The organism is Kitasatospora sp. NPDC002965, assembly GCF_040611255.1.
Classification (GTDB): Bacteria; Actinomycetota; Actinomycetes; order Streptomycetales; family Streptomycetaceae; genus Kitasatospora.
On the sequence record NZ_JBEXNT010000027.1, the window covers coordinates 25,849 to 48,318 of the forward strand.

The 22,470-nt window shown below is 73.1% G+C and carries 22 protein-coding genes; 17 read left to right on the top strand and 5 right to left on the bottom strand.

Features of this window, described 5'->3' with window-relative positions:
* Positions 1-23 precede the first annotated feature (23 nt).
* Positions 24-1,253, top strand: coding sequence for a radical SAM family heme chaperone HemW (hemW, locus tag ABZY91_RS14045; RefSeq protein ID WP_329885174.1), 1,230 nt, complete (start codon positions 24-26; stop codon positions 1,251-1,253).
* Between the two features lie 51 nt (positions 1,254-1,304).
* Here the strand turns inward: hemW and ABZY91_RS14050 are convergent, their stop codons facing one another.
* From ABZY91_RS14050 to htpX, 3 genes are read right to left on the bottom strand one after another with little or no spacing between them, the layout of a single operon-like run.
* Positions 1,305-2,132 (bottom strand): DUF3097 domain-containing protein, encoded by an 828-nt coding sequence (locus ABZY91_RS14050; RefSeq protein ID WP_329885176.1) that lies wholly within the window; start codon positions 2,130-2,132, stop codon positions 1,305-1,307.
* A gap of 30 nt (positions 2,133-2,162) precedes the next feature.
* Entirely contained in the window at positions 2,163-2,747 is a 585-nt protein-coding gene (locus ABZY91_RS14055) for a hypothetical protein (RefSeq protein WP_329885177.1), read from the bottom strand.
* 30 nt (positions 2,748-2,777) lie between these two features.
* Complete coding sequence (gene htpX, locus ABZY91_RS14060) at positions 2,778-3,698, bottom strand: zinc metalloprotease HtpX (protein ID WP_355402280.1); 921 nt, start codon at positions 3,696-3,698, stop codon at positions 2,778-2,780.
* A 259-nt stretch (positions 3,699-3,957) separates the two neighbouring features.
* Between htpX and hrcA the strand changes: the two genes are divergently transcribed.
* The 15 genes from hrcA to ABZY91_RS14135 all read left to right on the top strand — a co-directional run bounded on the left by hrcA (position 3,958) and on the right by ABZY91_RS14135 (position 18,584).
* Positions 3,958-4,992 (top strand): heat-inducible transcriptional repressor HrcA, encoded by a 1,035-nt coding sequence (gene hrcA, locus ABZY91_RS14065; protein WP_355402282.1) that lies wholly within the window; start codon positions 3,958-3,960, stop codon positions 4,990-4,992.
* Between the two features lie 75 nt (positions 4,993-5,067).
* The gene (gene dnaJ, locus ABZY91_RS14070; protein ID WP_329885180.1) at positions 5,068-6,204 is read left to right on the top strand and encodes a molecular chaperone DnaJ; all 1,137 of its coding nucleotides are present in this window, start codon (positions 5,068-5,070) and stop codon (positions 6,202-6,204) included.
* A 90-nt stretch (positions 6,205-6,294) separates the two neighbouring features.
* Positions 6,295-7,044: a 16S rRNA (uracil(1498)-N(3))-methyltransferase gene (locus ABZY91_RS14075; protein ID WP_355402285.1), complete on the top strand. Its 750-nt coding sequence runs from the start codon at positions 6,295-6,297 to the stop codon at positions 7,042-7,044.
* Positions 7,045-7,189: 145 nt separating this feature from the next.
* Positions 7,190-10,465: a PDZ domain-containing protein gene (locus tag ABZY91_RS14080; RefSeq protein WP_355402287.1), complete on the top strand. Its 3,276-nt coding sequence runs from the start codon at positions 7,190-7,192 to the stop codon at positions 10,463-10,465.
* Positions 10,466-10,774: 309 nt separating this feature from the next.
* On the top strand, positions 10,775-11,128 hold the full coding sequence (locus ABZY91_RS14085; protein WP_329885184.1) for a histidine triad nucleotide-binding protein: 354 nt from the start codon (positions 10,775-10,777) through the stop codon (positions 11,126-11,128).
* 4 nt (positions 11,129-11,132) lie between these two features.
* The gene (locus tag ABZY91_RS14090; RefSeq protein WP_329885185.1) at positions 11,133-12,056 is read left to right on the top strand and encodes a ribonuclease Z; all 924 of its coding nucleotides are present in this window, start codon (positions 11,133-11,135) and stop codon (positions 12,054-12,056) included.
* A 335-nt stretch (positions 12,057-12,391) separates the two neighbouring features.
* Positions 12,392-13,405, top strand: coding sequence for a PhoH family protein (locus tag ABZY91_RS14095; protein WP_329885201.1), 1,014 nt, complete (start codon positions 12,392-12,394; stop codon positions 13,403-13,405).
* A gap of 14 nt (positions 13,406-13,419) precedes the next feature.
* Positions 13,420-13,914, top strand: a complete 495-nt coding sequence (gene ybeY / locus ABZY91_RS14100) for an rRNA maturation RNase YbeY (protein ID WP_238741059.1) — start codon at positions 13,420-13,422, stop codon at positions 13,912-13,914.
* Between the two features lie 19 nt (positions 13,915-13,933).
* A complete protein-coding gene (locus ABZY91_RS14105) occupies positions 13,934-15,259 on the top strand; it encodes a hemolysin family protein (RefSeq protein ID WP_329885186.1) in 1,326 nt (441 codons plus the stop codon).
* 33 nt (positions 15,260-15,292) lie between these two features.
* Entirely contained in the window at positions 15,293-15,529 is a 237-nt protein-coding gene (locus ABZY91_RS14110) for a hypothetical protein (protein ID WP_329885187.1), read from the top strand.
* 12 nt (positions 15,530-15,541) lie between these two features.
* Positions 15,542-16,081 (top strand): DUF4383 domain-containing protein, encoded by a 540-nt coding sequence (locus ABZY91_RS14115; RefSeq protein ID WP_329885188.1) that lies wholly within the window; start codon positions 15,542-15,544, stop codon positions 16,079-16,081.
* Positions 16,082-16,116: 35 nt separating this feature from the next.
* Positions 16,117-16,470 carry a cytidine deaminase gene (locus tag ABZY91_RS14120; RefSeq protein WP_329885189.1) on the top strand — a complete coding sequence of 118 codons (354 nt, stop codon included), beginning with the start codon at positions 16,117-16,119 and terminating at the stop codon, positions 16,468-16,470.
* A gap of 207 nt (positions 16,471-16,677) precedes the next feature.
* Complete coding sequence (locus ABZY91_RS14125) at positions 16,678-16,839, top strand: hypothetical protein (protein WP_329951505.1); 162 nt, start codon at positions 16,678-16,680, stop codon at positions 16,837-16,839.
* Positions 16,840-16,894: 55 nt separating this feature from the next.
* Positions 16,895-17,824 carry a GTPase Era gene (era, locus tag ABZY91_RS14130; protein ID WP_329885191.1) on the top strand — a complete coding sequence of 310 codons (930 nt, stop codon included), beginning with the start codon at positions 16,895-16,897 and terminating at the stop codon, positions 17,822-17,824.
* 46 nt (positions 17,825-17,870) lie between these two features.
* On the top strand, positions 17,871-18,584 hold the full coding sequence (locus ABZY91_RS14135) for an alpha/beta fold hydrolase (RefSeq protein WP_355402292.1): 714 nt from the start codon (positions 17,871-17,873) through the stop codon (positions 18,582-18,584).
* 112 nt (positions 18,585-18,696) lie between these two features.
* Here ABZY91_RS14135 and ABZY91_RS14140 read toward each other — a convergent pair whose 3' ends face one another.
* A complete protein-coding gene (locus ABZY91_RS14140; protein ID WP_355402294.1) occupies positions 18,697-18,963 on the bottom strand; it encodes a protealysin inhibitor emfourin in 267 nt (88 codons plus the stop codon).
* A 67-nt stretch (positions 18,964-19,030) separates the two neighbouring features.
* Positions 19,031-20,050 (bottom strand): M4 family metallopeptidase, encoded by a 1,020-nt coding sequence (locus tag ABZY91_RS14145; RefSeq protein WP_355402296.1) that lies wholly within the window; start codon positions 20,048-20,050, stop codon positions 19,031-19,033.
* Positions 20,051-20,384: 334 nt separating this feature from the next.
* On the opposite strand from ABZY91_RS14145, the gene leuA reads away from it, so the two are divergent.
* Positions 20,385-22,181, top strand: a complete 1,797-nt coding sequence (leuA, locus tag ABZY91_RS14150; protein ID WP_355402298.1) for a 2-isopropylmalate synthase — start codon at positions 20,385-20,387, stop codon at positions 22,179-22,181.
* Positions 22,182-22,470 lie beyond the last annotated feature (289 nt).

Genomic DNA, 22,470 nt, shown 5'->3' on the forward strand with positions numbered 1-22,470 from the left:
GGGCCGTACGGGACAATGGGGTCATGCCCTCCGCACTCCCCGACGGCGAACCGGTGCCGTCCGACGGTTCCCTGCCCGCATCCGCGCTCGACGGACTCGGCTCCCGGCCGTTCGGCTTCTACCTGCACGTGCCCTACTGCGCGAGCCGCTGCGGCTACTGCGACTTCAACACCTACACCGCCACCGAGCTGCGCGCCTCGGGCACCGTCGCCTCCCAGGAGACGTACGCCGACAACGTGGTGGCCGAGATCCGCCACGCCCGGAAGGTGCTGGGCGGTGCCGACCTGCCGGTGCGCACCGTCTTCCTCGGCGGCGGCACCCCCACCCTCCTGCCCGCCGGCGACCTGGTGCGGATGCTCGCCGCGATCCGGGAGGAGTTCGGGCTCGCCGACGGCGCCGAGGTGACCACCGAGGCCAACCCGGAGTCGGTCGACCCGGCCTACCTCGCCGAACTGCGCGCGGGCGGCTACAACCGGGTCTCCTTCGGCATGCAGAGCGCGCGGCCGCACGTCCTCCAGCTGCTCGACCGCCACCACACCCCCGGCCGCCCCGAGGCGTGCGTCGCCGAGGCCCGCGCCGCCGGCTTCGAGCACGTGAACCTCGACCTGATCTACGGCACCCCCGGCGAGTCCGACGACGACTGGCGGGCCTCCCTGGACGCCGCGATCGGCGCCGGGCCGGACCACGTCTCCGCGTACTCGCTGATCGTCGAGGACGGCACGAAGCTCGCCGCCCGGGTCAAGCGCGGCGAGCTGCCGATGATCGACGACGACGTGCACGCCGACCGCTACCTGATCGCCGAGGAGGCGCTCACCGCCGCCGGCTACTCCTGGTACGAGGTCTCCAACTGGTCCACCACCCCGGAGGGCCGCTGCCGTCACAACGAGCTCTACTGGACCGGCGGCGACTGGTGGGGCGCCGGCCCCGGCGCCCACAGCCACGTCGGCGGCGTCCGCTGGTGGAACGCCAAGCACCCCGCCGCCTACGCGCAGGCCCTCACCGGGCACCGCAGCCCGGCCCAGGGCCGCGAGCGGCTCACCGCCGAGGACCGCCGGGTCGAGCGGATCCTCCTGGAGCTGCGCCTCGCCGAGGGCATCCCGCTGGACCTGCTGACGGACACCGGCCTGAAGGCCGCCCGGCAGCACCTCGCCGACGGCCTCCTCGACGCCGGATCCCACTCCGCGGGCCGCGCCACCCTGACCCTCCGGGGCCGCCTGCTGGCCGACGCGGTCGTGCGTGACCTGGTGGACTGAGATTCGCTGGCGCCGGACACCGCCGACCTCCGGACGTACGCCTGACGCGCCTCAGTCCGGCAGGGTGACGAAGTCGATCAGCTCCTCGACCCGGCCGAGCAGCTCCGGCTCCAGGTCCCTGTAGGAGTCCACCGAGGCGAGGATCCGCTTCCAGGCGGCGGGGGTGTCCACCGGCCAGCCGAGACGGCGGCAGACGCCCTCCTTCCACTCCTCGCCGCGCGGGACGGCGGGCCAGCCGGGGATGCCGACACTGGACGGCTTCACGGCCTGCCAGACGTCCACGTAGGGGTGTCCCACCACGAGCACGGCCTCGCCGGTGACCCGGGCGGCGATCCGGTGCTCCTTGGTGCCGGGCAGCAGGTGGTCCACCAGGACGCCGAGACGCCGGCCGGGGCCGGGGGCGAAGTCGGCGACGATCGCGGGCAGGTCGTCGATGCCCTCCAGGTACTCGACCACCACGCCCTCGACCCGCAGGTCGTCGCCCCAGACCCGTTCGACCAGCTCGGCGTCGTGCCGGCCCTCGACGTAGATCCGGGACCCGCGGGCCACCCGGGCGCGGGCGCCGGGCACCGCGACCGAGCCGGAGGCGGTCCGGCCGGGCGTGCGCGCGGGGGCCGGCCCGGTGGGCCGGACCAGGGTGACCACGCGCCCCTCCAGCAGGAAGCCGCGCGGGACCAGCGGGAAGACCCGGTGCTTGCCGAACCGGTCCTCCAGGGTGACGGTGAACCCCTCGGCGGTCTTCTCGCAGCGCACCACCGCCCCGCAGAAGCCGGTTTCCGCCTCCTCGACCACGAGGTCCCGCTCGGCGGGCACCTCGGGGGCGGGCTGCTGCCGCTTCCACGGCGGGGTCAGGTCGGGTCCGTACCGGCGGCTGTGCATGCAGCGACTATAGGGAAGACGGACGGAGGGTCAGAGCCCTGGCGCGCCCCAGACCGGGAACCAGCGGGTGAGGTCCTTCTCCAGCCGCAGGTCGTTCCCGAGCAGGGCGTTGACCTGCAGTTCCAGCGGGCTGTCGCGCTTCTCCCCGCCGCCCGCCGCCGGCGCGAAGGGGTAGAAGGTGCCGCGCTTGTACAGGTAGACCAGCGCCAGCGGCCGGCCCCCCTCGTCGCGGAAGGCGACGAGCGAGCAGAGCAGCTGCGGCCCGAAGCCGTTCGCCTCCAGCTCGCTGTTGACCGCGTGCAGGTCGTTGACCAGCTCCGGCAGTTCCCCGGGAGCGTGCCGGGCCAGCAGCCAGGAGTAGCCGTACGCGTCCTTGGACGCCTCGACGGGGACGCCGCCGCGCTCGGTGTCGGCGTCCAGGAGGGCCCGGACCTGCCGTTCGACCTCGCCGAAGGCCCCGCCCTCCACGGAGGCGAAGCAGACCGACCCGACCCCGGTGGGCCGGAAGCCGGCCGCGGCCTCCAGGGTGATCGCGGCGGACGGCACGCCGAACAGCTGGTCGAGGTCGGGCCGGACGGGCTTGGTGCGGCCGAACAGGGCGTCCAGGATTCCCACGGTGGTCCCTTTCCCGGAGGAGGAGGCGGTTCAGTGGCCGAGCCGGGTGGAGATCTCGCCCAGCTGCTCCAGCCGCTGCTCCAGCGTCGGGTGGGTGGAGAGCAGCCGGCCGGCGGTCTCCCGGGCGCTCAGCGCGGGGGCGAAGTAGAAGGCGTTGTAGGCCTGCGCCTGGCGCAGGTCCCTGGTCGGGATGGCGGCGATCTGGCCGGTCACCTTGGTGAGCGCCGAGGCCAGCGCGCTGGGACGGCCGGTGAGCTGGGCGGCGGCCCGGTCGGCCGCCAGCTCCCGGTAGCGGGAGAGCAGCCGGGTCAGCAGGAAGCTGATCGCGTACACCACCACCGACACCAGCGGGACGATCAGGGCGGCGATCGCGGCGTTGGAGTCGTTGCTGTTGCGGCCGCCGCCCATGAACCCGCCGTACATGGCGATCCGGGTCATGGCTCCGGCGAGGACACCGAGGAACCCGGCGACGGTCATCACCGCGACGTCCCGGTGGGCGACGTGGGACAGCTCGTGGGCGAGCACGCCCTCCAGTTCCTCCGGCTCCAGCCGGCGCAGCAGCCCGGTGGTGACGCAGACCACCGCGTTCTTCGGGTTGCGGCCGGTGGCGAAGGCGTTCGGCATGTCGTTGTCGGCGACCGCCACCCGGGGTTTGGGCATGTCGGCCAGCGCGCAGAGCCGGTCGACGGTGCCGTGCAGCTGCGGGTACTGCTCGGGGGTGACCCGGTGCGCCCCCATGGCCCGTTCGGTGATCTTGTCGCTGAACCAGAACTGGGCGACGAACAGGCCGCCCGAGATCAGGACGACGATCGGCCAGGCGCCGCGCAGCAGCACGATCAACAGCCCGGTGAATCCGACGTACAGCAGCCCGATCACGAACATCGTGCCGACCATCCGGCCGGTCAGGCCGCGGTCCGGCGCGAAACGGGAGTGCTGGCCCGAGGTCGACATCGCTGGTCCTCCGTTCGCCGTCCGCTTCCGATGCTGCCACCAGGCCGGGCCCGCGGCATCACCCGCGCGCCGCGAACTGCGGGCAGGATCACTCCGGCCGGGCCGTTCCTGCCGTCGGACCCGGGCCTTACACTGGCAGGTAGGGTCCTGGCACTCGTATGTTCCGAGTGCCAAGCCCGGTTCCTCCCGGAACGGGCGAAGCTGCTCGAAACGGACACATGTCATATCGGACAACGCGTGAAGACGGAGGTGCGTGCCCATGGCCGGTGAGGTCCGCCAGCTGGACGACCGCAAACTCGCGGTGCTTCGCGCCATCGTCCAGGACTACGTGGGGACGGAGGAGCCGGTCGGCTCCAAGGCCCTCGTGGAGCGGCACAACCTCGGGGTCTCCCCGGCGACCGTCCGCAACGACATGGCCGCGCTGGAGGAGGACGGTTACATCCACCAGCCGCACACCAGCGCCGGGCGCATCCCCACCGACAAGGGGTACCGCCTGTTCGTGGACCGGCTGGCCGAGGTCAAGCCGATGAGCGCGCCCGAGCGGCGGGCGATCCGGCACTTCCTGGACGGGGCGGTCGACCTCGACGACGTGGTCGCCCGTACGGTGCGGCTGCTCGCCCAGCTGACCCGCCAGGTCGCGGTGGTGCAGTACCCCTCGCTCTCCCGGTCCACCGTGCGGCACATCGAGCTGGTCGCGCTGGCCCCGGCCAAGGTGATGCTGGTGCTGATCACCAACACCGGCCGGGTCGAGCAGCGGATGGTGGACTGCCCCGGGGCGGTGGGCGAGACCGTCCTGGCCGACCTCCGGGCCCGGATCAACGCGCGGGCCGCCGGACAGCGGCTCCCCGAGGTCCCGGGACTGCTGGAGGACCTTCCCGCGCAGTTCGAGGCGGGTGACCGGCCGACCGTCGCGACGGTCCTGGCGACGCTCTTCGAGGCGCTCGCCGAGCAGAACGAGGAACGGATCATGCTGGCCGGCACGGCCAACCTGACCCGTTTCGGCCACGACTTCCCGTTGACCATCCAGCCGGTGCTGGAGGCACTGGAGGAACAGGTCATCCTGCTCCGCCTCCTGGGTGAGACCGCGGACGCCGGGATGACGGTCCGGATCGGGCGTGAGAACGCCTACGAGGGCCTCAATTCCACCTCCGTCGTCTCGGTCGGTTACGGTTCGGGCGACGAGAGCGTGGCCAAACTGGGTGTGATCGGTCCGACCCGGATGGACTATCCGGGCACAATGGGGGCGGTGCGAGCGGTGGCACGGTACGTGGGCCAGATCCTGGCCGAGTCGTAGGAACGGCCACCGTCAGGACCCTGACGGTGGTTCCAGTCGCAAGCACTTCTACAGGCGGAACAAGCGGAGCATTTGGTGGCCACGGACTACTACGCGGTACTCGGCGTCCGACGGGATGCGGGGCAGGACGAGATCAAGAAGGCGTTCCGGCGCCTGGCACGCGAACTGCACCCGGACGTCAACCCGGACCCGAAGACGCAGGAGCGGTTCAAGGAGATCAACGCCGCCTACGAGGTGCTCTCCGACCCGCAGAAGCGCCAGGTCTACGACCTCGGCGGTGACCCGCTGTCGCCGAACGGCGGCGCGGGCGGCTTCGGCGCGGGCGCGGCGGGCTTCGGCTTCTCCGACATCATGGACGCCTTCTTCGGCGCCGCCTCGGGCCAGCGCGGCCCGCGGTCGCGGACCCGCCGGGGCCAGGACGCCATGATCCGGCTGGAGATCACCCTGGAGGAGGCCGCCTTCGGCACCACCAAGGAACTCCAGGTCGACACGGCCGTCACCTGCACCACCTGCAGCGGCGAGGGCGCGGCCCCCGGCACCTCCGCGCAGACCTGCGACATGTGCCGCGGCAAGGGCGAGGTCTCCCAGGTCACCAGGTCCTTCCTGGGCCAGGTCATGACCTCCCGCCCCTGCCCGCAGTGCCAGGGCTTCGGCACCGTCGTGCCGACCCCGTGCCCGGAGTGCGCCGGCGACGGCCGGGTCCGCGCCCGCCGCACCCTCACCGTCAAGATCCCCGCCGGTGTCGACAACGGCACCCGGATCCAGCTGGCCGGCGAGGGCGAGGTCGGCCCCGGCGGCGGCCCGGCCGGCGACCTCTACGTCGAGATCGCCGAGACCGCCCACACGGTGTTCCAGCGGCGCGGCGACGACCTGCACTGCACCGTCACCATCCCGATGACGGCCGCCTCGCTCGGCACCCAGGTGCCGTTGCAGACCCTGGACGGGCTGGAGGAGGTCGACATCCGGCCCGGCACCCAGTCCGGACAGTCGATCCCGCTGCACGGTCGCGGCATCACCCATCTGCGCGGCGGCGGCCGGGGCGACCTGATAGTGCACGTCGAGGTGCAGACGCCCTCCAAGCTCGACCCCGAGCAGGAGGACCTGCTGCGCCGCCTCGCGGTGCTGCGCGGTGAGGAGCGGCCGTCCGGCCAGTTCGCGCCCGGGCAGCAGGGCCTGTTCTCCCGCCTGAAGGACGCCTTCAACGGCCGCTGACGGCTCCGGCGCCCGGCACTCCGCGACCTCCGTCGCCGGGGTGCCGGGCGCCGTCGTTCCACCGCCCGACCCATTCCGGAGGAAGACCCCATGACCGCGCCCGTGTTCGTCGTCGAGACCGAGCGGATCGCCACCGCCGCCCCCGGCGTGCTGGTCCGGCTGGACGGGCCCGAGGGGCGGCACGCGGCGGCGGTGAAGCGGCTGGAGGCGGGCGAGGCCGTGACCCTGGCCGACGGGCTCGGCCTCGGGGTGGACGGCACCGTCGCGGCGGTGCACGGCAAGGACGCGATCGAGGTGACGGTGACGGCCGTCCGCCGCGAGGCCGAGCCGGCGCCCCGGATCGTCGTGGTCCAGGCGCTGCCCAAGGGCGACCGCGGCGAGCTGGCGGTGGAGACCATGACCGAGGTCGGGGTGGACGTGGTGATCCCCTGGTCGGCCTCCCGCTGCATCACCCAGTGGAAGGGCGACCGCGGCGCCAAGGCGCTCGCCAAGTGGCGCGCCACCGCGCGGGAGGCCGGCAAGCAGTCCCGCCGGCTGCGGTTCCCCGAGGTCCGCGAGCCGCTGACCACCCGGCAACTGGTCCCGGTGCTGGCCGGCGCGGCGTTCGCCGCCGTGCTGCACGAGGAGGGCGCCGAGCCGCTGGCCGGGGCCGCGCTCCCGGACTCCGGGGACCTCGTGCTGGTGGTCGGCCCCGAGGGCGGCGTCTCCCCGGAGGAGTTGGCGGCCTTCGCCGAGGCGGGGGCGAAGCCGTTCCGGCTCGGCCCGTCGGTGCTGCGCACCTCCACGGCAGGGGTGGCGGCCGGGGCCCTGCTGCTGGGCCGCACCGGCCGCTGGAGCTGAGCCGACCGCACCGGGCCGTTCGAGCGGGGCGGCGGGCCGGGTAGGCCGGGCGGGCCGGGCGGCCCCGGATCCCCGGTCCCCCGACAGGGGGTCCTGGTCGGCGAAAACCGGGCGTGGGCCGGGCACGGGTGCCTAGGGTGGCGGTGTGAGCGAACCCGAAAGCACCCCCGCCGGCGCCTACCTGCGCCACCCGCACCTCCACGGCGACCTCGTCACCTTCGTCGCCGAGAACGACGTGTGGCTCGCCCCGCTGGACGGCGGCCGGGCCTGGAGACTGACGGCCGATCACCTCCCGGTGCGCCGCCCGAGATTCTCCCCGGACGGGCGGCACGTCGCCTTCACCTCCGCCCGCGACGGCGCACCCGAGGTGCACGTCGTCCCGGTGGACGGCGGCCCGTCCCGACGGCTGACCCACTGGGGCGACGCCCAGACCCAGCTGCGCGGCTGGACCCCGGACGGCCGGCCGATCGCCACCACCGCCGCCGGACAGGGCTCGCTGCGCCGCACCTGGGCCCACGCGGTGCCGCTGGACGGCGGTGAGCCGGAACGGCTGCCGTACGGGCCGGTCGGCGGGCTGTCCTTCGAGGCGGGCGGCTCGGGGGCGCCCCCGGCCGAAGGCGGGGGGCGGGTGCTGCTGGTCTCCGCGTTCGGCGTGGAGCCGGCCTGGTGGAAGCGGTACCGGGGCGGGCGGACCGGCAAGCTGTGGATCGGTACGGAGCGGTTCGACCGGATCCACGAGGAGCTGACCGGGAACATCGACTCGCCGCTCTGGGTGGGGGAGGCGGACCGGGCGAGGATCGCCTTCCTCTCCGACCACGAGGGCGTCGGCGACCTCTGGTCCAGCCTCCCGGACGGCACCGACCTGCGCCGCCACTCCTCCTCCCCGGACGGCTTCTACGCCCGCAACGCCGCCACCGACGGCACCCGCGTCGTCTGGCACACCGCGGGCGACCTCTGGCTGCTGGACGACCTGGCCGACGAGGCGCCGCGGCGCCTCGACGTCCGGCTGGCGGGTCCGCGCACCGGCCGCCGCCCGCGTCCGGTCCCGGCCGCGCACTGGCTGGAGACCGCCGCGCCCGACCGCACCGGCCGGGCCGGCGCCGTCGTGGTGCGCGGGACCGTGCACTGGCTGACCCACCGGGAGGGCCCGGCCCGCGTCCTGGACGAGTCGCCGGGCGTGCGCGGCCGACTCGCCCGCGTGGTGCCCGGTTCGGGCGAGGACGGCGGGCAGGGCGTGGTCTGGGTGACCGACGCCGAGGGCGAGGACGCGATCGAGTACGCCCCCGCGGTGCTCGGCACCGAGCGCCGCCGGCTGGCCGCCGGGCAGCTCGGCCGGGTCCGGTCGCTGCTCGTCTCGCCGGACGGCAAGCAGGTGGCGGTCGGCGCGCACGACGGCCGGGTCCTGCTGGTCGCCCTGACCGACGGCGTCGTGCACGAGCTTGCGCACAGCACCGACGGCGAGGTCAGCGGCCTGGCGTTCAGCCCGGACTCGGCCTGGCTGGCCTGGTCCCAGCCCGCCCTCGGGCCGTGGTCGCTGCGCCAGATCGTGCTGGCCAACCTGACCACCCGGACGGTGTCCGAGGCCACCCCGCAGCGGTTCATCGACACCTCGCCGGCCTTCACCACGGACGGCCGGCACCTGGCGTTCCTCTCGGTGCGCAACTTTGACCCGGTCTACGACTCGCACGTCTTCGACCTGTCCTTCCCGAACGGCTGCCGCCCGTACCTGATCACGCTGGCCGCCGACACGCCGTCCCCGTTCGGGCCGCGGCGGGCCGGTCGGCCGGTCGGCGGCGAGGACGACGAGCCCAAGGGCAAGAAGACGGAGGGCGAGGAGGGCACGGCCGACGCGCCGCCGGTCACCCGGGTCGACCTCGACGGCATCGCCGACCGGATCGTGCCGTTCCCGGTCGAGGGCGGCCGGTTCGGCTCGCTGCGGGCCGCCAAGGACGGCGTGCTCTGGACGCGCGTCCCGCTGGTCGGCGAGCTCGGCGACGAGGCGGCCTCGCTGGAGGACGAGCGGCCGCGCCCCACGCTGGAGCGGTTCGACCTCCGCAAGCGCCGGGCCGAGCAACTGGTGGACGGGCTGGACTCGTTCGCGGTGAGCGGCGACGGCACCCGGCTCGCGGTGCTGGACGAGGGCGAGCTGCGGATCGTGCCCGCCGACCACAAGGCGGTCGGCGAGGACGACGAGATCGAGGTCGACCTCGCCCGGCTCCGAGTGACCGTCGACCCGGCCGCCGAGTGGCGGCAGATGTTCGACGAGAACGGCCGCCTGATGCGCGACAACTTCTGGCGCCCGGACCTCGACGGCGTGGACTGGGCGGGCGTGCTGGCCCGGTACCGGCCGCTGGTGGACCGGATCGGCTCCCACGACGACCTGGTCGACCTGCTCTGGGAGGTGCACGGCGAGCTGGGCACCTCGCACGCCTACGTGCTGCCGCACGGCCTGCACACCGAGCCGGCCCGCCGGCAGGGCCTGCTCGGCGCCGACCTCGTCAAGGACGGCGACGCCTGGCGGATCTCCCGGATCCTGCCCGGCGAGTCCTCCGACCCCCGGGCCCGCTCGCCGCTGGCGGCGCCCGGTGCCGCGATCCGCCCCGGGGACGCCGTCCTGGCGGTCAACGGGCGCCCGGTCGATCCGGTGACCGGCCCGGCGCCGCTGCTGGCGGGCACCGCCGGGCAGCCGGTCGAGCTGACCGTGGCCGGCAAGGACGGCACCGACCGGCGTCACCCCGTCGTCGTCCCGCTCGCCGACGAGGAGCCGCTGCGCTACCACGACTGGGTCACCGGCCGGCGGGCCGCCGTCCGGGAGCTGTCCGACGGGCGGCTCGGCTACCTGCACATCCCCGACATGCAGACCACCGGCTGGGCGCAGATCCACCGGGACCTGCGGTCGGAGATGGCCAGGGAGGGCGTGATCGTCGACATCCGGGGCAACCGGGGCGGGCACACCTCCCAGCTGGTGATCGAGAAGCTGGCCCGGCGGATCGTCGGATGGGGCATCGCCCGGGACATCGCCAGCCCGGCGCCGTACCCGGAGGACGCGCCGCGCGGGCCGGTCGTCGCGCTGGCCGACGAGTACTCGGGTTCCGACGGCGACATCGTCAACGCCGCCATCCAGGCACTCGGCATCGGCCCCGTGGTCGGCACCCGCACCTGGGGCGGGGTGATCGGCATCGACAGCCGGTACTCGCTGGTGGACGGCACCCTGGTGACCCAGCCCAAGTACGCGTTCTGGTCCGAGCGGTACGGCTGGGGCGTGGAGAACCACGGGGTCGACCCGGACGTCGAGGTGCTGTTCCCCCCGCACGCGTGGGCGGCGGGGGAGGACCCGCAGCTCGCCGAGGGCGTCCGGATCGCCCTGGCGGCGCTGGACCGGGCTCCGGCCAAGGCGGCGCCGGCGCTGCCCTGGGTGTAGGCACCGACCGGCGGTACGGGAGGCCGGCGGCGGGTCCGGCCTCCCGTACCCGGCCTCCCGCCCCGGGTACCCGTCCCTGGGGGCCCGTCCCGCCGAAGGTCGGCCTGCTCACCGAGGAGCCGGAGTCGGAGGGCACCGCCGCCGGGGTCCGCGTGGTCCGCCGGAGGCACCTGCGCGAGTACCAGCAGGCCGGGGCACGGCTCGGCTAGCATGCCGCCGTACGCCCCGACCGGCAGCGGGCCCGACGCCGGGCCCGGTTCCGGACCCGGGTCCGAGTCCCACCCCGACCGACAGCGCGAGGAGACCCCGATGGCCGGCGAGCCGCAGCCCGACTGCCTGTTCTGCAAGATCGTGGCCGGCGAGATCCCGGCCACCGTGGTGCGCAAGACCGACCGCGTCCTGGCCTTCCGCGACATCGCCCCGAAGGCCCCGGTGCACGTGCTGGTCATCCCGCACGTCCACTACCCGAACGCCGCCGCGCTGGCCGACGCCGAGCCGGAGATCGCCGGTGAGCTGCTCGCCGAGGCCGGCCGGGTCGCGGCGGACGAGGGCATCGCGGACTACCGCCTGATCTTCAACACCGGGGCCGGTGCCGGGCAGACCGTCTTCCACGCCCACGTCCACGTGCTCGGCGGTACGTCGATGACCGAGCGCATGGTCTAGCCGCGTGTCGCAGCGCGAACTCGTCGTCCTCGGCACCGCCAGCCAGGTCCCGACCCGGCACCGGAACCACAACGGCTACCTGCTGCGCTGGGACGGCGAGGGGCTGCTCTTCGACCCGGGCGAGGGCACCCAGCGGCAGATGCTGCACGCCGGGGTCTCCGCCACCCAGCTCACCCGGATCGCCGTCACGCACTTCCACGGCGATCACAGTCTGGGCCTGGCCGGGGTGATCCAGCGGATCAACCTGGACCGCGTCCCGCATCCGGTCGACGTCTACTTCCCGGCCTCCGGCGAGGTCTACTTCGAGCGGCTGCGGCACGCCACCGCCTTCCACGAGACGGCCGTGCTGCGCCCCCGCCCGATCGAGGAGTCCGGGCCCGTGCCCGCGCCCGGCGCCCGGTTCGTGCTGGACGCCGTCCGGCTCTCCCACCCCGTCGAGTCCTTCGGCTACCGGCTGAGCGAGCCGGACGGCCGCCGGCTGGTGCCGGAGCGCCTCGCCGACCTGGGCGTCTACGGTCCGGCCGTCGGCCGGCTCCAGCACCAGGGCGAGACCGAGGTGGACGGCCGGCGGGTCACCCTGGACGAGGTCAGCGAGCCCAGGCCGGGCCAGCGGTTCGCCTTCGTGATGGACACCCGGCTCTGCGAGGGCGTCCACGAGCTGGCCGAGGGCGCCGACCTGCTGGTCATCGAGGCGACCTTCACCGACGCCGACGCGCGGCTCGCCGACGACCACGGCCACCTCACCGCCGGCCAGGCCGCCAAGGTCGCCGCCGAGGCCGGTGCGCGGACCCTGGTGCTGACCCACTTCTCCCAGCGCTACCCGGACCTCGGCCAGCACCTCGCCGACGCCCGCAAGCACTTCGAGGGCCCGATCGTGCTTGCCGAGGACCTCGTGCGGGTACCAGTACCGCCCCGGCACCGCGGGTGAGGGGCCGCGCGGACCGCCAGGGCCGCGACGGCGGTCGCGGTGATGTCGAGAGCGGCCCGTGAACAGCACGGAAAACCGCTCGCGCCGCCTCCCGATCTGCCGGAGCATCGTCGCGTGCGGCCCCGCCGCCCGCCGCGGCGATCACGTCCGCGGCGTACCCTGGTGCCCCGGAGAGACCGAGCGGCACCCACGAGACACGGATGGGATGAGGCAGGCCCCAGCGCCGACCTATGAGTGACACATCGCATACCCGTACCAACGGACAGTCGCGCCCCGAACCGGCGGACGACGGCGGCTCCGTCAGCGCCCGGATCGTCATCCCCGAGAAGCATCCGATGGTCACCCTGCTCGGCACCGCGGACTCGCTGCTGCGCGTGATCGAGCGGGGCTTCCCCGCCGCCGACATCCACGTCCGCGGCAACGAGGTGACCGCCACCGGGGAGCGGGCCGAGGTCGCGCTCGTCCGGCAGCTCTTCACCGAGATGATGCTGGTGCTCCGCACCGGCCAACCCCTGACGGAGGACGCCGTGGAGCGTTCCATCGCCATGCTCCGGAGCGGCGTCGACGACCCGGACAGCCCGGCGCCGTCGCAGGTGTTCACCGCGAACATCCTGTCCAACCGCGGCCGGACCATCCGTCCCAAGACCCTCAACCAGCAGCGCTACGTCGACGCGATCGACAAGCACACCATCGTCTTCGGCCTCGGCCCGGCCGGTACCGGCAAGACCTACCTCGCGATGGCCAAGGCCGTCCAGGCCCTCCAGGCCAAGGAGGTCAACCGGATCATCCTGACCCGTCCGGCCGTCGAGGCGGGGGAGCGGCTGGGCTTCCTGCCCGGCACCCTCTACGAGAAGATCGACCCGTACCTGCGCCCGCTGTACGACGCGCTGCACGACATGATGGACCCGGACTCCATCCCGCGCCTGATGGCCGCCGGGACCATCGAGGTCGCCCCGCTCGCCTACATGCGCGGCCGCACCCTCAACGACGCCTTCATCATCCTGGACGAGGCCCAGAACACCTCGCCCGAGCAGATGAAGATGTTCCTCACCCGCCTCGGGTTCAACTCCCGGGTGGTCGTCACCGGCGACACCAGCCAGATCGACCTCCCGGGCGGCACCCGCAGCGGTCTCAAGGTCGTCCAGGAGATCCTGGTCGACGTGCCCGACATCCACTTCTCCGTCCTCACCAGCACCGACGTGGTCCGCCACAAGCTGGTCGGCCGGATCGTGGACGCGTACGAGCGCTGGGACGCCCGGCAGGAGGCCGAGGAACACCCGGTCCCGGCCAAGCCGGCCCAGCGTCGCGGCTCGCGCGCACCCCGACAGTCCCATCGCACCGAAAGCTGAGTAACCAGCCCGTCATGTCGATCGACATCGCCAATGAGTCCGGTTGGGACGCAGACGAGGAAGCCATCCTCGACGTCGCCCGCTACGCCCTGGACAAGATGCGGATCCACCCGCAGTCCGAACTGTCCGTGATCCTGGTGGACGGAGCGGCGATGGAGGAGCTGCACATCCAGTGGATGGACCTCCCCGGCCCGACCGACGTGATGTCGTTCCCCATGGACGAGCTGCGCCCCGGCAAGGAGGGGGAGGAGCTGCCGCAGGGCCTGCTCGGCGACATCGTGCTCTGCCCCGAGGTCGCCGAGCAGCAGGGCAAGGCGGCCCCGTCCAAGCACTCGATGGACGAGGAGCTCCAGCTGCTCACCGTCCACGGCGTGCTGCACGTCCTCGGGTACGACCACGAGGAGCCGGACGAGGAGGAGGAGATGTTCGGCCTCCAGAAGGCGATCCTCGACGGCTGGCGGGCCGGGCGCGGCCTCGGCGGCATCTCGCCCGCCCCCACCACCCACTGAGCGCGGAGCCCGAACCCCTGTGAGTGGTGAGAGTACGAGTTTCATCCTCGGTGCCGTGCTGCTGGTGGTGCTCGGCTGGCTGGCCGCGTGCGCCGAGGCGGGCATCTCCCGGGTCTCCCGGTTCCGCGCGGAGGAGGCCGTCCGGTCCGGCCGGAAGGGGTCGGCCCGGCTGCTGGCCCTGGCGTCGGACCCGATCCGCTACCTCAACCTGGCGACCCTGATCCGGGTCGCCAGCGAGATGGCGGCGGCCGTCCTGGTCACCGTGGTCTGCGTGCGCAGCCTGGACTCGACCTGGCAGGCCGTGCTGCTGGCCTTCGGGGTGATGGTGCTGGTGTCGTTCGTCGCGGTCGGCGTCTCGCCGCGCACGATCGGGCGCCAGCACCCGCTCAGCACCGCGACGGCCGCGTCCTTCGTGCTGCTGCCGCTGGCCCGGATCCTCGGTCCGATCCCACGGCTGCTGATCCTGCTCGGCAACGCGCTCACCCCCGGCAAGGGGTACAAGGAGGGGCCGTTCGCCTCCGAGGCCGAGCTGCGGGCGCTGGTCGACCTCGCCGAGAAGAACGACGTCATCGAGGACGACGAGCGCCGGATGGTGCACTCGGTCTTCGAGCTGGGCGACACCATCGTCCGCGAGGTGATGGTGCCGCGGACCGACCTGGTGATGATCGAGCGGCACAAGACCGTCCGGCAGGCGCTCACGCTGGCGTTGCGCTCGGGCTTCTCGCGGATCCCGGTGGTCGGCGACAACGAGGACGACGTGGTCGGCATCGTCTACCTCAAGGACCTGGTGCGGCGCACCCACATCAACCGGGACTCCGAGTCCGACGAGGTGGGTGCGGTGCTGCGGCCGGCCGTCTTCGTGCCGGACTCCAAGCCGGCCGCCGACCTGCTGCGCGAGATGCAGCAGATGCGCTCGCACGTGGCGATCGTGATCGACGAGTACGGCGGTACCGCCGGGCTGGTCACCATCGAGGACGTCCTGGAGGAGATCGTCGGTGAGATCACCGACGAGTACGACCGGGAGATCGCGCCGGTCGAGGACCTCGGGGACGGCTCGTACCGGATCACGGCGCGGCTGCTGGTCGAGGACCTGGGCGATCTGTTCGGGATCGAGCTGGAGGACGAGGACGTCGAGACCGTCGGCGGCCTGCTCGCCAAGCACCTGGGACGGGTGCCGATCCCGGGTTCGTCCTGCGAGATCCCGGTGCCGGAGGAGATCCCGGGCGGGCTGACCGCGATCCGGCTGACCGCGGAGAGCTCGGCGGGCCGCCGCAACCGGATCGGCTCCGTGGTGGTCGCGCCGGTCAGGGCGCAGGCCGACGCGGCGCAGGCGGCCGGCGAGTAGCGCTCCCGTCCTCCGGGGGCGACGATTGGGGGTATGACTCACCAACTTCGCGCGGAGTACGGCCCGCAGGGGACGGCGGGCGGGGTCAAGGTCTGGCACGTGGTGCGGGACGGGGACCCGGCCACCGCCCTGTGCGGGCGCACCATGCCCGCCGACGCCGAGACACGGCCGGAACAGGAGTGGGGGACCGGGCTCCGGTGCTGCCAGCAGTGCGGCTCGCTGTACATGCACGAGGTGCCGCACATGCACGGAAGCCACCCCTACGCCTAGGCGGAGGTAGCCATGAAGTTGCAAGACGAACTGCCGGTGGACCACAAGCTCGCGACGGTCTGGCGGATCGGGGCGGGGCTCGGCGGGATCTTCCTGATCGTGTTCGGCTGCCTCGGGCTGGCCGACCATCCGGGCTTCCTGTCCACCAGCGGTGACGGCATCGCCGGGATGTCGACCAACGGGGCGTTGAGCATCCTGTCCATCGTGGTGGGCGCGATCCTGGTCGGCGGCGCGGTCGTCGGCGGGAACTTCGCGTCCAACCTGAACATGGTGGTCGGCGTGCTGTTCGTGCTCTCCGGCTTCTACGGGCTGACGGTGCTCGGCCGGCCGGACGCCAACATCCTGAACTTCCGGATGTCGAACGTGCTCTTCGCGTTCGTCTTCGGGCTGGTGATCACCACGTTCGGCATGTACGGGCGGGTCAGCAGCCACCTGCCGCACGACAACCCGTACTGGCGCCGGCGGGCCGAGGACGAGGAGCCGCTGCCGTCCGGTCCCAAGACCTTCGTGAAGGTGCTGCGGCCGGGGCCGCCGAACCCGATCGGGCACTGATCCGGGGCCGTGGACGGGCGCCTATGCTCCTGGGCATGAGTGACATCGTCGAACTCGACCCCGAAGACAAGAAGATCATCACCCTGGCCCGCTCCGCCCGCGCCCGCAACGGCGTCGCGGAGGGGGCCGCGGTGCGTGACGAGACCGGCCGGACGTACGTGGCCGGGACGGTCGCCCTGGAGTCGCTGCGGCTCAGCGCGGTGCAGACGGCGGTGGCGATGGCGGTGGCCAGCGGCGCGAGGTCGCTGGAGGCCGCGGCCGTGGTGAGCGAGGCGGAGCAGCCCTCGGAGGCCGATCTGGCCGCGGTCCGGGACCTCGGCGGCGCCGGGACGCCGCTGCTGCTGGCGGGGCCGGACGGGACGCTGCGGGCCTCGGTCGAGGCGCGCTGAGCGGTACGCCGGACGCGGCCGCGGGGGCGGCCGATCGACGCCGCTCCGGCGCCGTCCGGCCGGCGGTGCGCGGTCCGGTCCGCGGTTCGGTCCGCAGTCCGGGCGTAGTCCGCTCCGGGCGCTCGGGGAGGCGGCCCCCGGGCGCCCTGCCGTATCGGTTCAGCGGATAATCTCACCGGGGAGTTGCTGCGGTGAGGGGGCTTACCGATGGGGCCGTTCGCGTTCTTCGCGGGACTGCTGCTGGGCGTGATGGGGATGGGCAAATGGCAGGAGACCGGCTCGCCGTTCTGGCTCTGGGGTTCGGTCTCGTTCCTGCTGATCGTGCTGGTCTGGGGCCTCGCCTCGGTCCTCGGAGGGGGGAAGAAGTGACCGCCCGGGGCGGCCCGGTCCGTCCCGCTCCCCGTGATCAGGGAGAATGGGGCGCATGAGTGCCCCTTCCTCCTCGTACCGCTCCGGCTTCGCGTGCTTCGTCGGCAGGCCCAACGCGGGCAAGTCGACCCTGACCAACGCCCTGGTGGGGACGAAGGTCGCGATCACCTCCGACCGTCCGCAGACCACCCGGCACACCGTGCGCGGCATCGTGCACCGTCCCGAGGCCCAGCTCGTCCTGGTCGACACCCCCGGCCTGCACAAGCCGCGCACCCTGCTCGGCGAGCGTCTGAACGACCTGGTCCGCTCCACCTGGGCCGAGGTCGACGTGATCGGCTTCTGCCTTCCCGCCGACCAGAAGCTCGGCCCCGGTGACAAGTTCATCGTCAAGGAGCTCGCCGAGCTCAAGAAGACCCCCAAGGTCGCCATCGTCACCAAGACCGACCTGGTCGACTCCAAGCGGCTGGCCGAGCAGCTGATCGCCGTCCACCAGCTCGGTGCCGAGCTGGGCTTCGAGTGGGCCGAGATCATCCCGGTGTCCGCCGTGGGCGACAAGCAGGTCGACCTGGTCGCCGAGCTGATCACCAAGCTGCTCCCGGAGGGCATGCCGCTCTACCCGGACGGCGACCTCACCGACGAGCCCGAGCAGATCATGGTCGCCGAGCTGATCCGCGAGGCGGCCCTGGAGGGCGTCCGGGACGAGCTGCCGCACTCGCTCGCGGTCGTCGTCGAGGAGATGCTGCCGCGCGAGGGCCGGCCGGCGGACCGTCCGCTGCTGGACATCCACGCCAACGTCTACATCGAGCGGCAGAGCCAGAAGGCGATCGTGATCGGGGCCAAGGGCGCGCGGCTCAAGCACGTCGGCACCACGGCCCGCAAGCACATCGAGGCGCTGCTCGGCACACCGGTCTTCCTGGACCTGCACGTCAAGGTGGCCAAGGACTGGCAGCGCGACCCGAAGCAGCTGCGTAAGCTGGGCTTCTGAGCAGTCCGGACGAGCGGGGGCCGGACCGGACGGCAGGGGGCGGGAATTGAAGCTGCACACCTGTGAGTGGGGCTCGGGGGACCGGCTCGCCCTGCTGGTCCACGGGATCATGTCCGACCACCGCAGCTGGCGGTCGGTCGGTCCGGCGCTCGCCGCGCGCGGCTACCGGGTGATCGCCGTGGACCTCCGCGGCCACGGTGCCAGCCCGCGCGGCGAGGGCGCCACCCCGACCGACCGGTACGCGCCCGAGCGGCTGGCCGAGGACCTGGTGGACACCCTGCCGACCGGCGCGGAGCTCGCCGTCGGTCACTCGCTCGGCGGCCTGGCCCTGCTGCAGGCGGTCGAGCGGCTCCGGCCCGCCCGGGCGGTCTACTCCGACCCGGCCTGGTGCTTCGCCCAGTCCGACCTGTTCGACCCGGGCGTCTTCACCCACTTCAAGCGGGCGACCCGGGAGCAGATCGCCGCGCTCGCCCCGCGCTGGGACGCGGCCGACGTGGACGTCGAAGTGGCGACGCTGGCCGCCTGGGACCCGGACAGCGCGCTGGGGCTCGCGGGCTTCTACGCGCAGGCGGTCCTGCCCGGCGCCCCCGCGGTGCCGTCGCTGCTCCAGCTCCCCGACCGGAGCTTCCTGACCGGGCCCGAGGACGCCGAGCGGCTGCGCGGCGTCGGGTACGAGGTCCGGAGGGTGCCCGGCGCCGGGCACACCATCCACCGTGACGACCTCACGGGCTTCCTGGCCTCGCTCGACGGCTGGCTCTGACCGGCGCGCGCCCCCGTACGGGGGCGCGGGCGGACGGGCGTGCTGCTGCCGCTGTGGGCCGTCCGGATGCCGCGCCGGCGCCCGGGGAGTGGCCCCGGGCACGCGGGCAGCGCTACGCGCCCTCGCGCAGCACCAGGGAGACCAGCTCGCGCTGCGACTCGGTGAGTTTCGGGTCGGCGCAGTGCACCGTCCGCCCGTCGACGGTGATCTCGTAGTGGAAGCCGTCGGGCACGCCGTACGAGGGGGTCCGCAGCCCGCCCGCGACGGCCTCGCGGGCGAGTGCGTGCACATGCGGGGCGTCCGTCCGCTCGGTGGTGTCTAGCTCCGCGTGGCGGACGAGTCCCGCGAAGCCGCCGGTCCGGGTCACCTGGATGCGCATGGTGTCCATGGTGCTACCCGGGGAAGCCGTTTGCCGGGGTTTTCCCGGACCTTGACTTAAGTGCGGCTCAACCCGGACTGATGCCCACCTTCGCCCAGGCCGCGGTCACCGTGTCCGCCACCTCCGGTTCCGGGTAGCGGGCCGCGGCCGCGGCCACGGTGGACCGGGCGAAGGCGGTGAAGTCGGCGTCGGGGGGCAGCCGGCGGCCAGTGAGCGCGTCGTACCAGATCCGCCCCGCGCGTTCCCAGGCCGGACCGCCGAGTGCGGTGGCCAGCAGGTAGAAGGCGTGGTTGGGGATGCCCGAGTTGATGTGCACGCCGCCGTTGTCCCGGGTGGTGTGCACGTAGTCGCGCAGATGGGCGGGCTGCGGGTCCTTGCCGAGCCGGGGGTCGTCGTAGGCGGTCCCGGGCGCCTTCATCGAGCGCAGCGCGACCCCCTGCACGCCGGGGGCGAGCAGTCCGGCGCCGATCAGCCAGTCCGCGTCGGCGGCGTCCTGCCGCAGCGCGTACTGCTTGACCAACGAGCCGAAGACGTCCGAGACCGACTCGTTGAGCGCGCCGGACTGCCCCCGGTACTCCAGGCCGGCGGTGAACTGCGTGACACCGTGGGCGAGTTCGTGGCCGATGACGTCGATGCAGGCGGTGAAGTCGCCGAACACCTCGCCGTCGCCGTCGCCGAAGACCATCCGGTGGCCGTCCCAGAAGGCGTTGTCGTAGTCCCGGCCGTAGTGCACGGTGGCGTCGAGGCGCAGACCCTGGTCGTCGATGGAGTGCCGCCCGTACACGTCGGAGAACAGCGCGTAGGTGGCGCCGAGGCCGTCGTAGGCGTGGTTGACGGACTGGTCGGGGAGGGCCGGATCGCCCTCCCGCCGGACGACCCGGCCGGGCAGGCGCTCGCGGTGTCCGGCGTCCGAGATCACCCGCTCCAGACGGTCGGCGGCGGGCTGGCGGGGGACGGCGGTGAGCCGCGTGGTGCGGTGGACGGCGTCCAGGGCGAGGGAGCGGGTGGCGGGGGCGTGACCGTCCTCGGCGAGGCGGTCCAGGACGTACGGCGGAACGATCGCACAGAGCGGCGGTTCGGCTGTCATGTGGCCAAGAGTGAGGCATTGATGACGTGTTGTCACCGGCGCGGACGGAACCGTGCGCCGTCTCAAGGGGTGGAATGTCCGCCCGGCTCACTTCGGGGGCGTGCGGCCCTGGGTTACGCTGGGGACCATCATGCGCAATGGGCTGCTTCTTCTTAGCTGCCGCGTCGAGGGCCTGTAGTCCACCAAGGGCCGGCTCCCTCGCCGCGGGGACTGTGCTGCGCGCTGAATCGGGCGACCGTACGACGGGTCGCGAGCGGCAGCAGGCCGGCCGAGTCGGGTGACCGTCCCACCCCGACCAGCCCCGCATCACCACAGGAAGCCGAGACTCACCTCCATGACCGAGCAGAGCTCCGCCATGTCCGTCACCGCCGGTCGCGCGTTCGTCGACCGCCCCACCCCGATCACCGCCGGGTCCGTACGCCAGCAGCCGTCCGGCATGCGGTACGGCCGGTACCTGCCGTTCGGCACCGTCGACCTGCCGGACCGCACCTGGCCGTCGAAGGTGATCACCAAGGCGCCGCGCTGGCTCTCCACCGACCTGCGGGACGGCAACCAGGCGCTGATCGACCCGATGTCCCCGGCCCGCAAGCGGCAGATGTTCGACCTGCTGGTCCGGATGGGCTACAAGGAGATCGAGGTCGGGTTCCCCTCCTCGGGGGCCACCGACCACGCGTTCGTCCGCTCGCTGATCGAGGAGGGGGCGATCCCCGCGGACGTCACCATCTCGGTGCTGACGCAGGCCCGCGAGGAGCTGATCGAGAAGACCGTCGAGTCGCTGGTCGGGGCCCCGCGCGCGACCGTCCACCTGTACAACGCGACCGCGCCGCTGTTCCGCCGGGTGGTGTTCCGCAACGACCGGGCCGCCACCAAGGCGATCGCCGTCGACGGCACCCGGCTGGTGATGGAGTACGCCGACAAGCTGCTGGGCGAGGACACCGTCTTCGGCTACCAGTACTCGCCGGAGATCTTCGTCGACACCGAGCTGGACTTCGCGCTGGAGGTCTGCGAGGCGGTGATGGACGTCTGGCAGCCCGGCGAGGGCCGCGAGATCATCCTGAACCTGCCGGCCACCATCGAGCGGGCCACCCCGAACGTCCAGGCCGACCAGTTCGAGTGGATGTCGCGCCACCTGTCGCGGCGCGAGTCCGTCTGTCTGTCGGTGCACCCGCACAACGACCGCGGTACCGCCGTCGCCTCCGCCGAGCTGGCCTACATGGCCGGTGCCGACCGGATCGAGGGCTGCCTGTTCGGGCAGGGCGAGCGGACCGGCAACGTCGACCTGGTCACCCTGGGCATGAACCTGTTCTCGCAGGGCGTCGACCCCGAGATCGACTTCTCCGACATCGACGAGGTCCGCCGCACCGCCGAGTACTGCAACCAGATGGAGGTGCACCCGCGCCACCCGTACGCCGGCGACCTGGTGTACACCTCCTTCTCGGGCTCGCACCAGGACGCCATCAAGAAGGGCTTCGACGCCCTGGAGGCGGACGCCGCGGCGGCCGGCGTGCCGGTCGGTGAGCACACCTGGGGCGTGCCGTACCTGCCGATCGACCCGAAGGACGTCGGCCGCACCTACGAGGCGGTCATCCGGGTCAACAGCCAGTCCGGCAAGGGCGGCGTGGCGTACGTCCTGAAGAACGACCACAAGCTGGACCTGCCGCGCCGGATGCAGATCGAGTTCTCCCGGATCATCCAGGCCAAGACCGACGCCGAGGGCGGCGAGGTCACCCCGGCCGCGATCTGGGCGGTCTTCGAGGACGAGTACCTGCCGACCACCGGCAACCCCTGGGGCCGCATCGCGCTGAGCGGCTCGCGCACCCTGACCACCGAGGACGGCCGGGACGCGCTGACCGCCGAGGCCGTGGTGGACGGCGTGCCGGTCCCCCTGTCCGGCACCGGCAACGGCCCGGTCTCCGCCTTCGCCGACGCGCTGGGGCAGATCGGCGTGGACGTCCGGGTGCTGGACTACGCCGAGCACGCGCTGAGCGAGGGCGGCGACGCCCAGGCCGCCGCGTACGTGGAGTGCGCGGTGGACGGCCGGGTGCTGTGGGGCGTGGGCATCGACGGCAACACCGTGCTGGCCTCGCTGAAGGCGATGATCAGCGCCGTCAACCGGGCGCAGCGCGGGTAGTTCGTACGGGTGGTAGCTGCCGGGCCGTCCTGCGGGGCGGCCCGGCGGCGTTCGCGGTGGTGTTCGCGGAGGCCGGGGCGGGGCTGCGGGCGGCCCGGTCTGGCAGGTTGTGGCCTGCGCCACATTTTTTCGGTGATCGAGCCGTTCGAGGTACTGACACGTGTCGGCAACCGTGGCAACATCGACCCACCGGTAAGCCGGGTCGGTGGGACGGCCCGGTGGCCGGTCGCGTGACCTGCCCATTGTTGTGCAGGCCGCCTGCCATGTCTGGGGAGTGGCGCCGTGACAG

Bases quoted from the DNA above. Each gene is read 5' to 3' on its own strand.
- hemW (WP_329885174.1), top strand. From the start codon at position 24: ATGCCCTCCGCACTCCCCGACGGCGAACCGGTGCCGTCCGACGGTTCC.
- ABZY91_RS14050 (WP_329885176.1), bottom strand. From the start codon at position 2,132: ATGCACAGCCGCCGGTACGGACCCGACCTGACCCCGCCGTGGAAGCGG.
- htpX (WP_355402280.1), bottom strand. From the start codon at position 3,698: ATGTCGACCTCGGGCCAGCACTCCCGTTTCGCGCCGGACCGCGGCCTG.
- hrcA (WP_355402282.1), top strand. From the start codon at position 3,958: ATGGCCGGTGAGGTCCGCCAGCTGGACGACCGCAAACTCGCGGTGCTT.
- ABZY91_RS14075 (WP_355402285.1), top strand. From the start codon at position 6,295: ATGACCGCGCCCGTGTTCGTCGTCGAGACCGAGCGGATCGCCACCGCC.
- ABZY91_RS14085 (WP_329885184.1), top strand. From the start codon at position 10,775: ATGGCCGGCGAGCCGCAGCCCGACTGCCTGTTCTGCAAGATCGTGGCC.
- ABZY91_RS14095 (WP_329885201.1), top strand. From the start codon at position 12,392: ATGGTCACCCTGCTCGGCACCGCGGACTCGCTGCTGCGCGTGATCGAG.
- ybeY (WP_238741059.1), top strand. From the start codon at position 13,420: ATGTCGATCGACATCGCCAATGAGTCCGGTTGGGACGCAGACGAGGAA.
- ABZY91_RS14110 (WP_329885187.1), top strand. From the start codon at position 15,293: ATGACTCACCAACTTCGCGCGGAGTACGGCCCGCAGGGGACGGCGGGC.
- ABZY91_RS14115 (WP_329885188.1), top strand. From the start codon at position 15,542: ATGAAGTTGCAAGACGAACTGCCGGTGGACCACAAGCTCGCGACGGTC.
- ABZY91_RS14120 (WP_329885189.1), top strand. From the start codon at position 16,117: ATGAGTGACATCGTCGAACTCGACCCCGAAGACAAGAAGATCATCACC.
- ABZY91_RS14125 (WP_329951505.1), top strand. From the start codon at position 16,678: ATGGGGCCGTTCGCGTTCTTCGCGGGACTGCTGCTGGGCGTGATGGGG.
- era (WP_329885191.1), top strand. From the start codon at position 16,895: ATGAGTGCCCCTTCCTCCTCGTACCGCTCCGGCTTCGCGTGCTTCGTC.
- ABZY91_RS14140 (WP_355402294.1), bottom strand. From the start codon at position 18,963: ATGCGCATCCAGGTGACCCGGACCGGCGGCTTCGCGGGACTCGTCCGC.
- ABZY91_RS14145 (WP_355402296.1), bottom strand. From the start codon at position 20,050: ATGACAGCCGAACCGCCGCTCTGTGCGATCGTTCCGCCGTACGTCCTG.
- leuA (WP_355402298.1), top strand. From the start codon at position 20,385: ATGACCGAGCAGAGCTCCGCCATGTCCGTCACCGCCGGTCGCGCGTTC.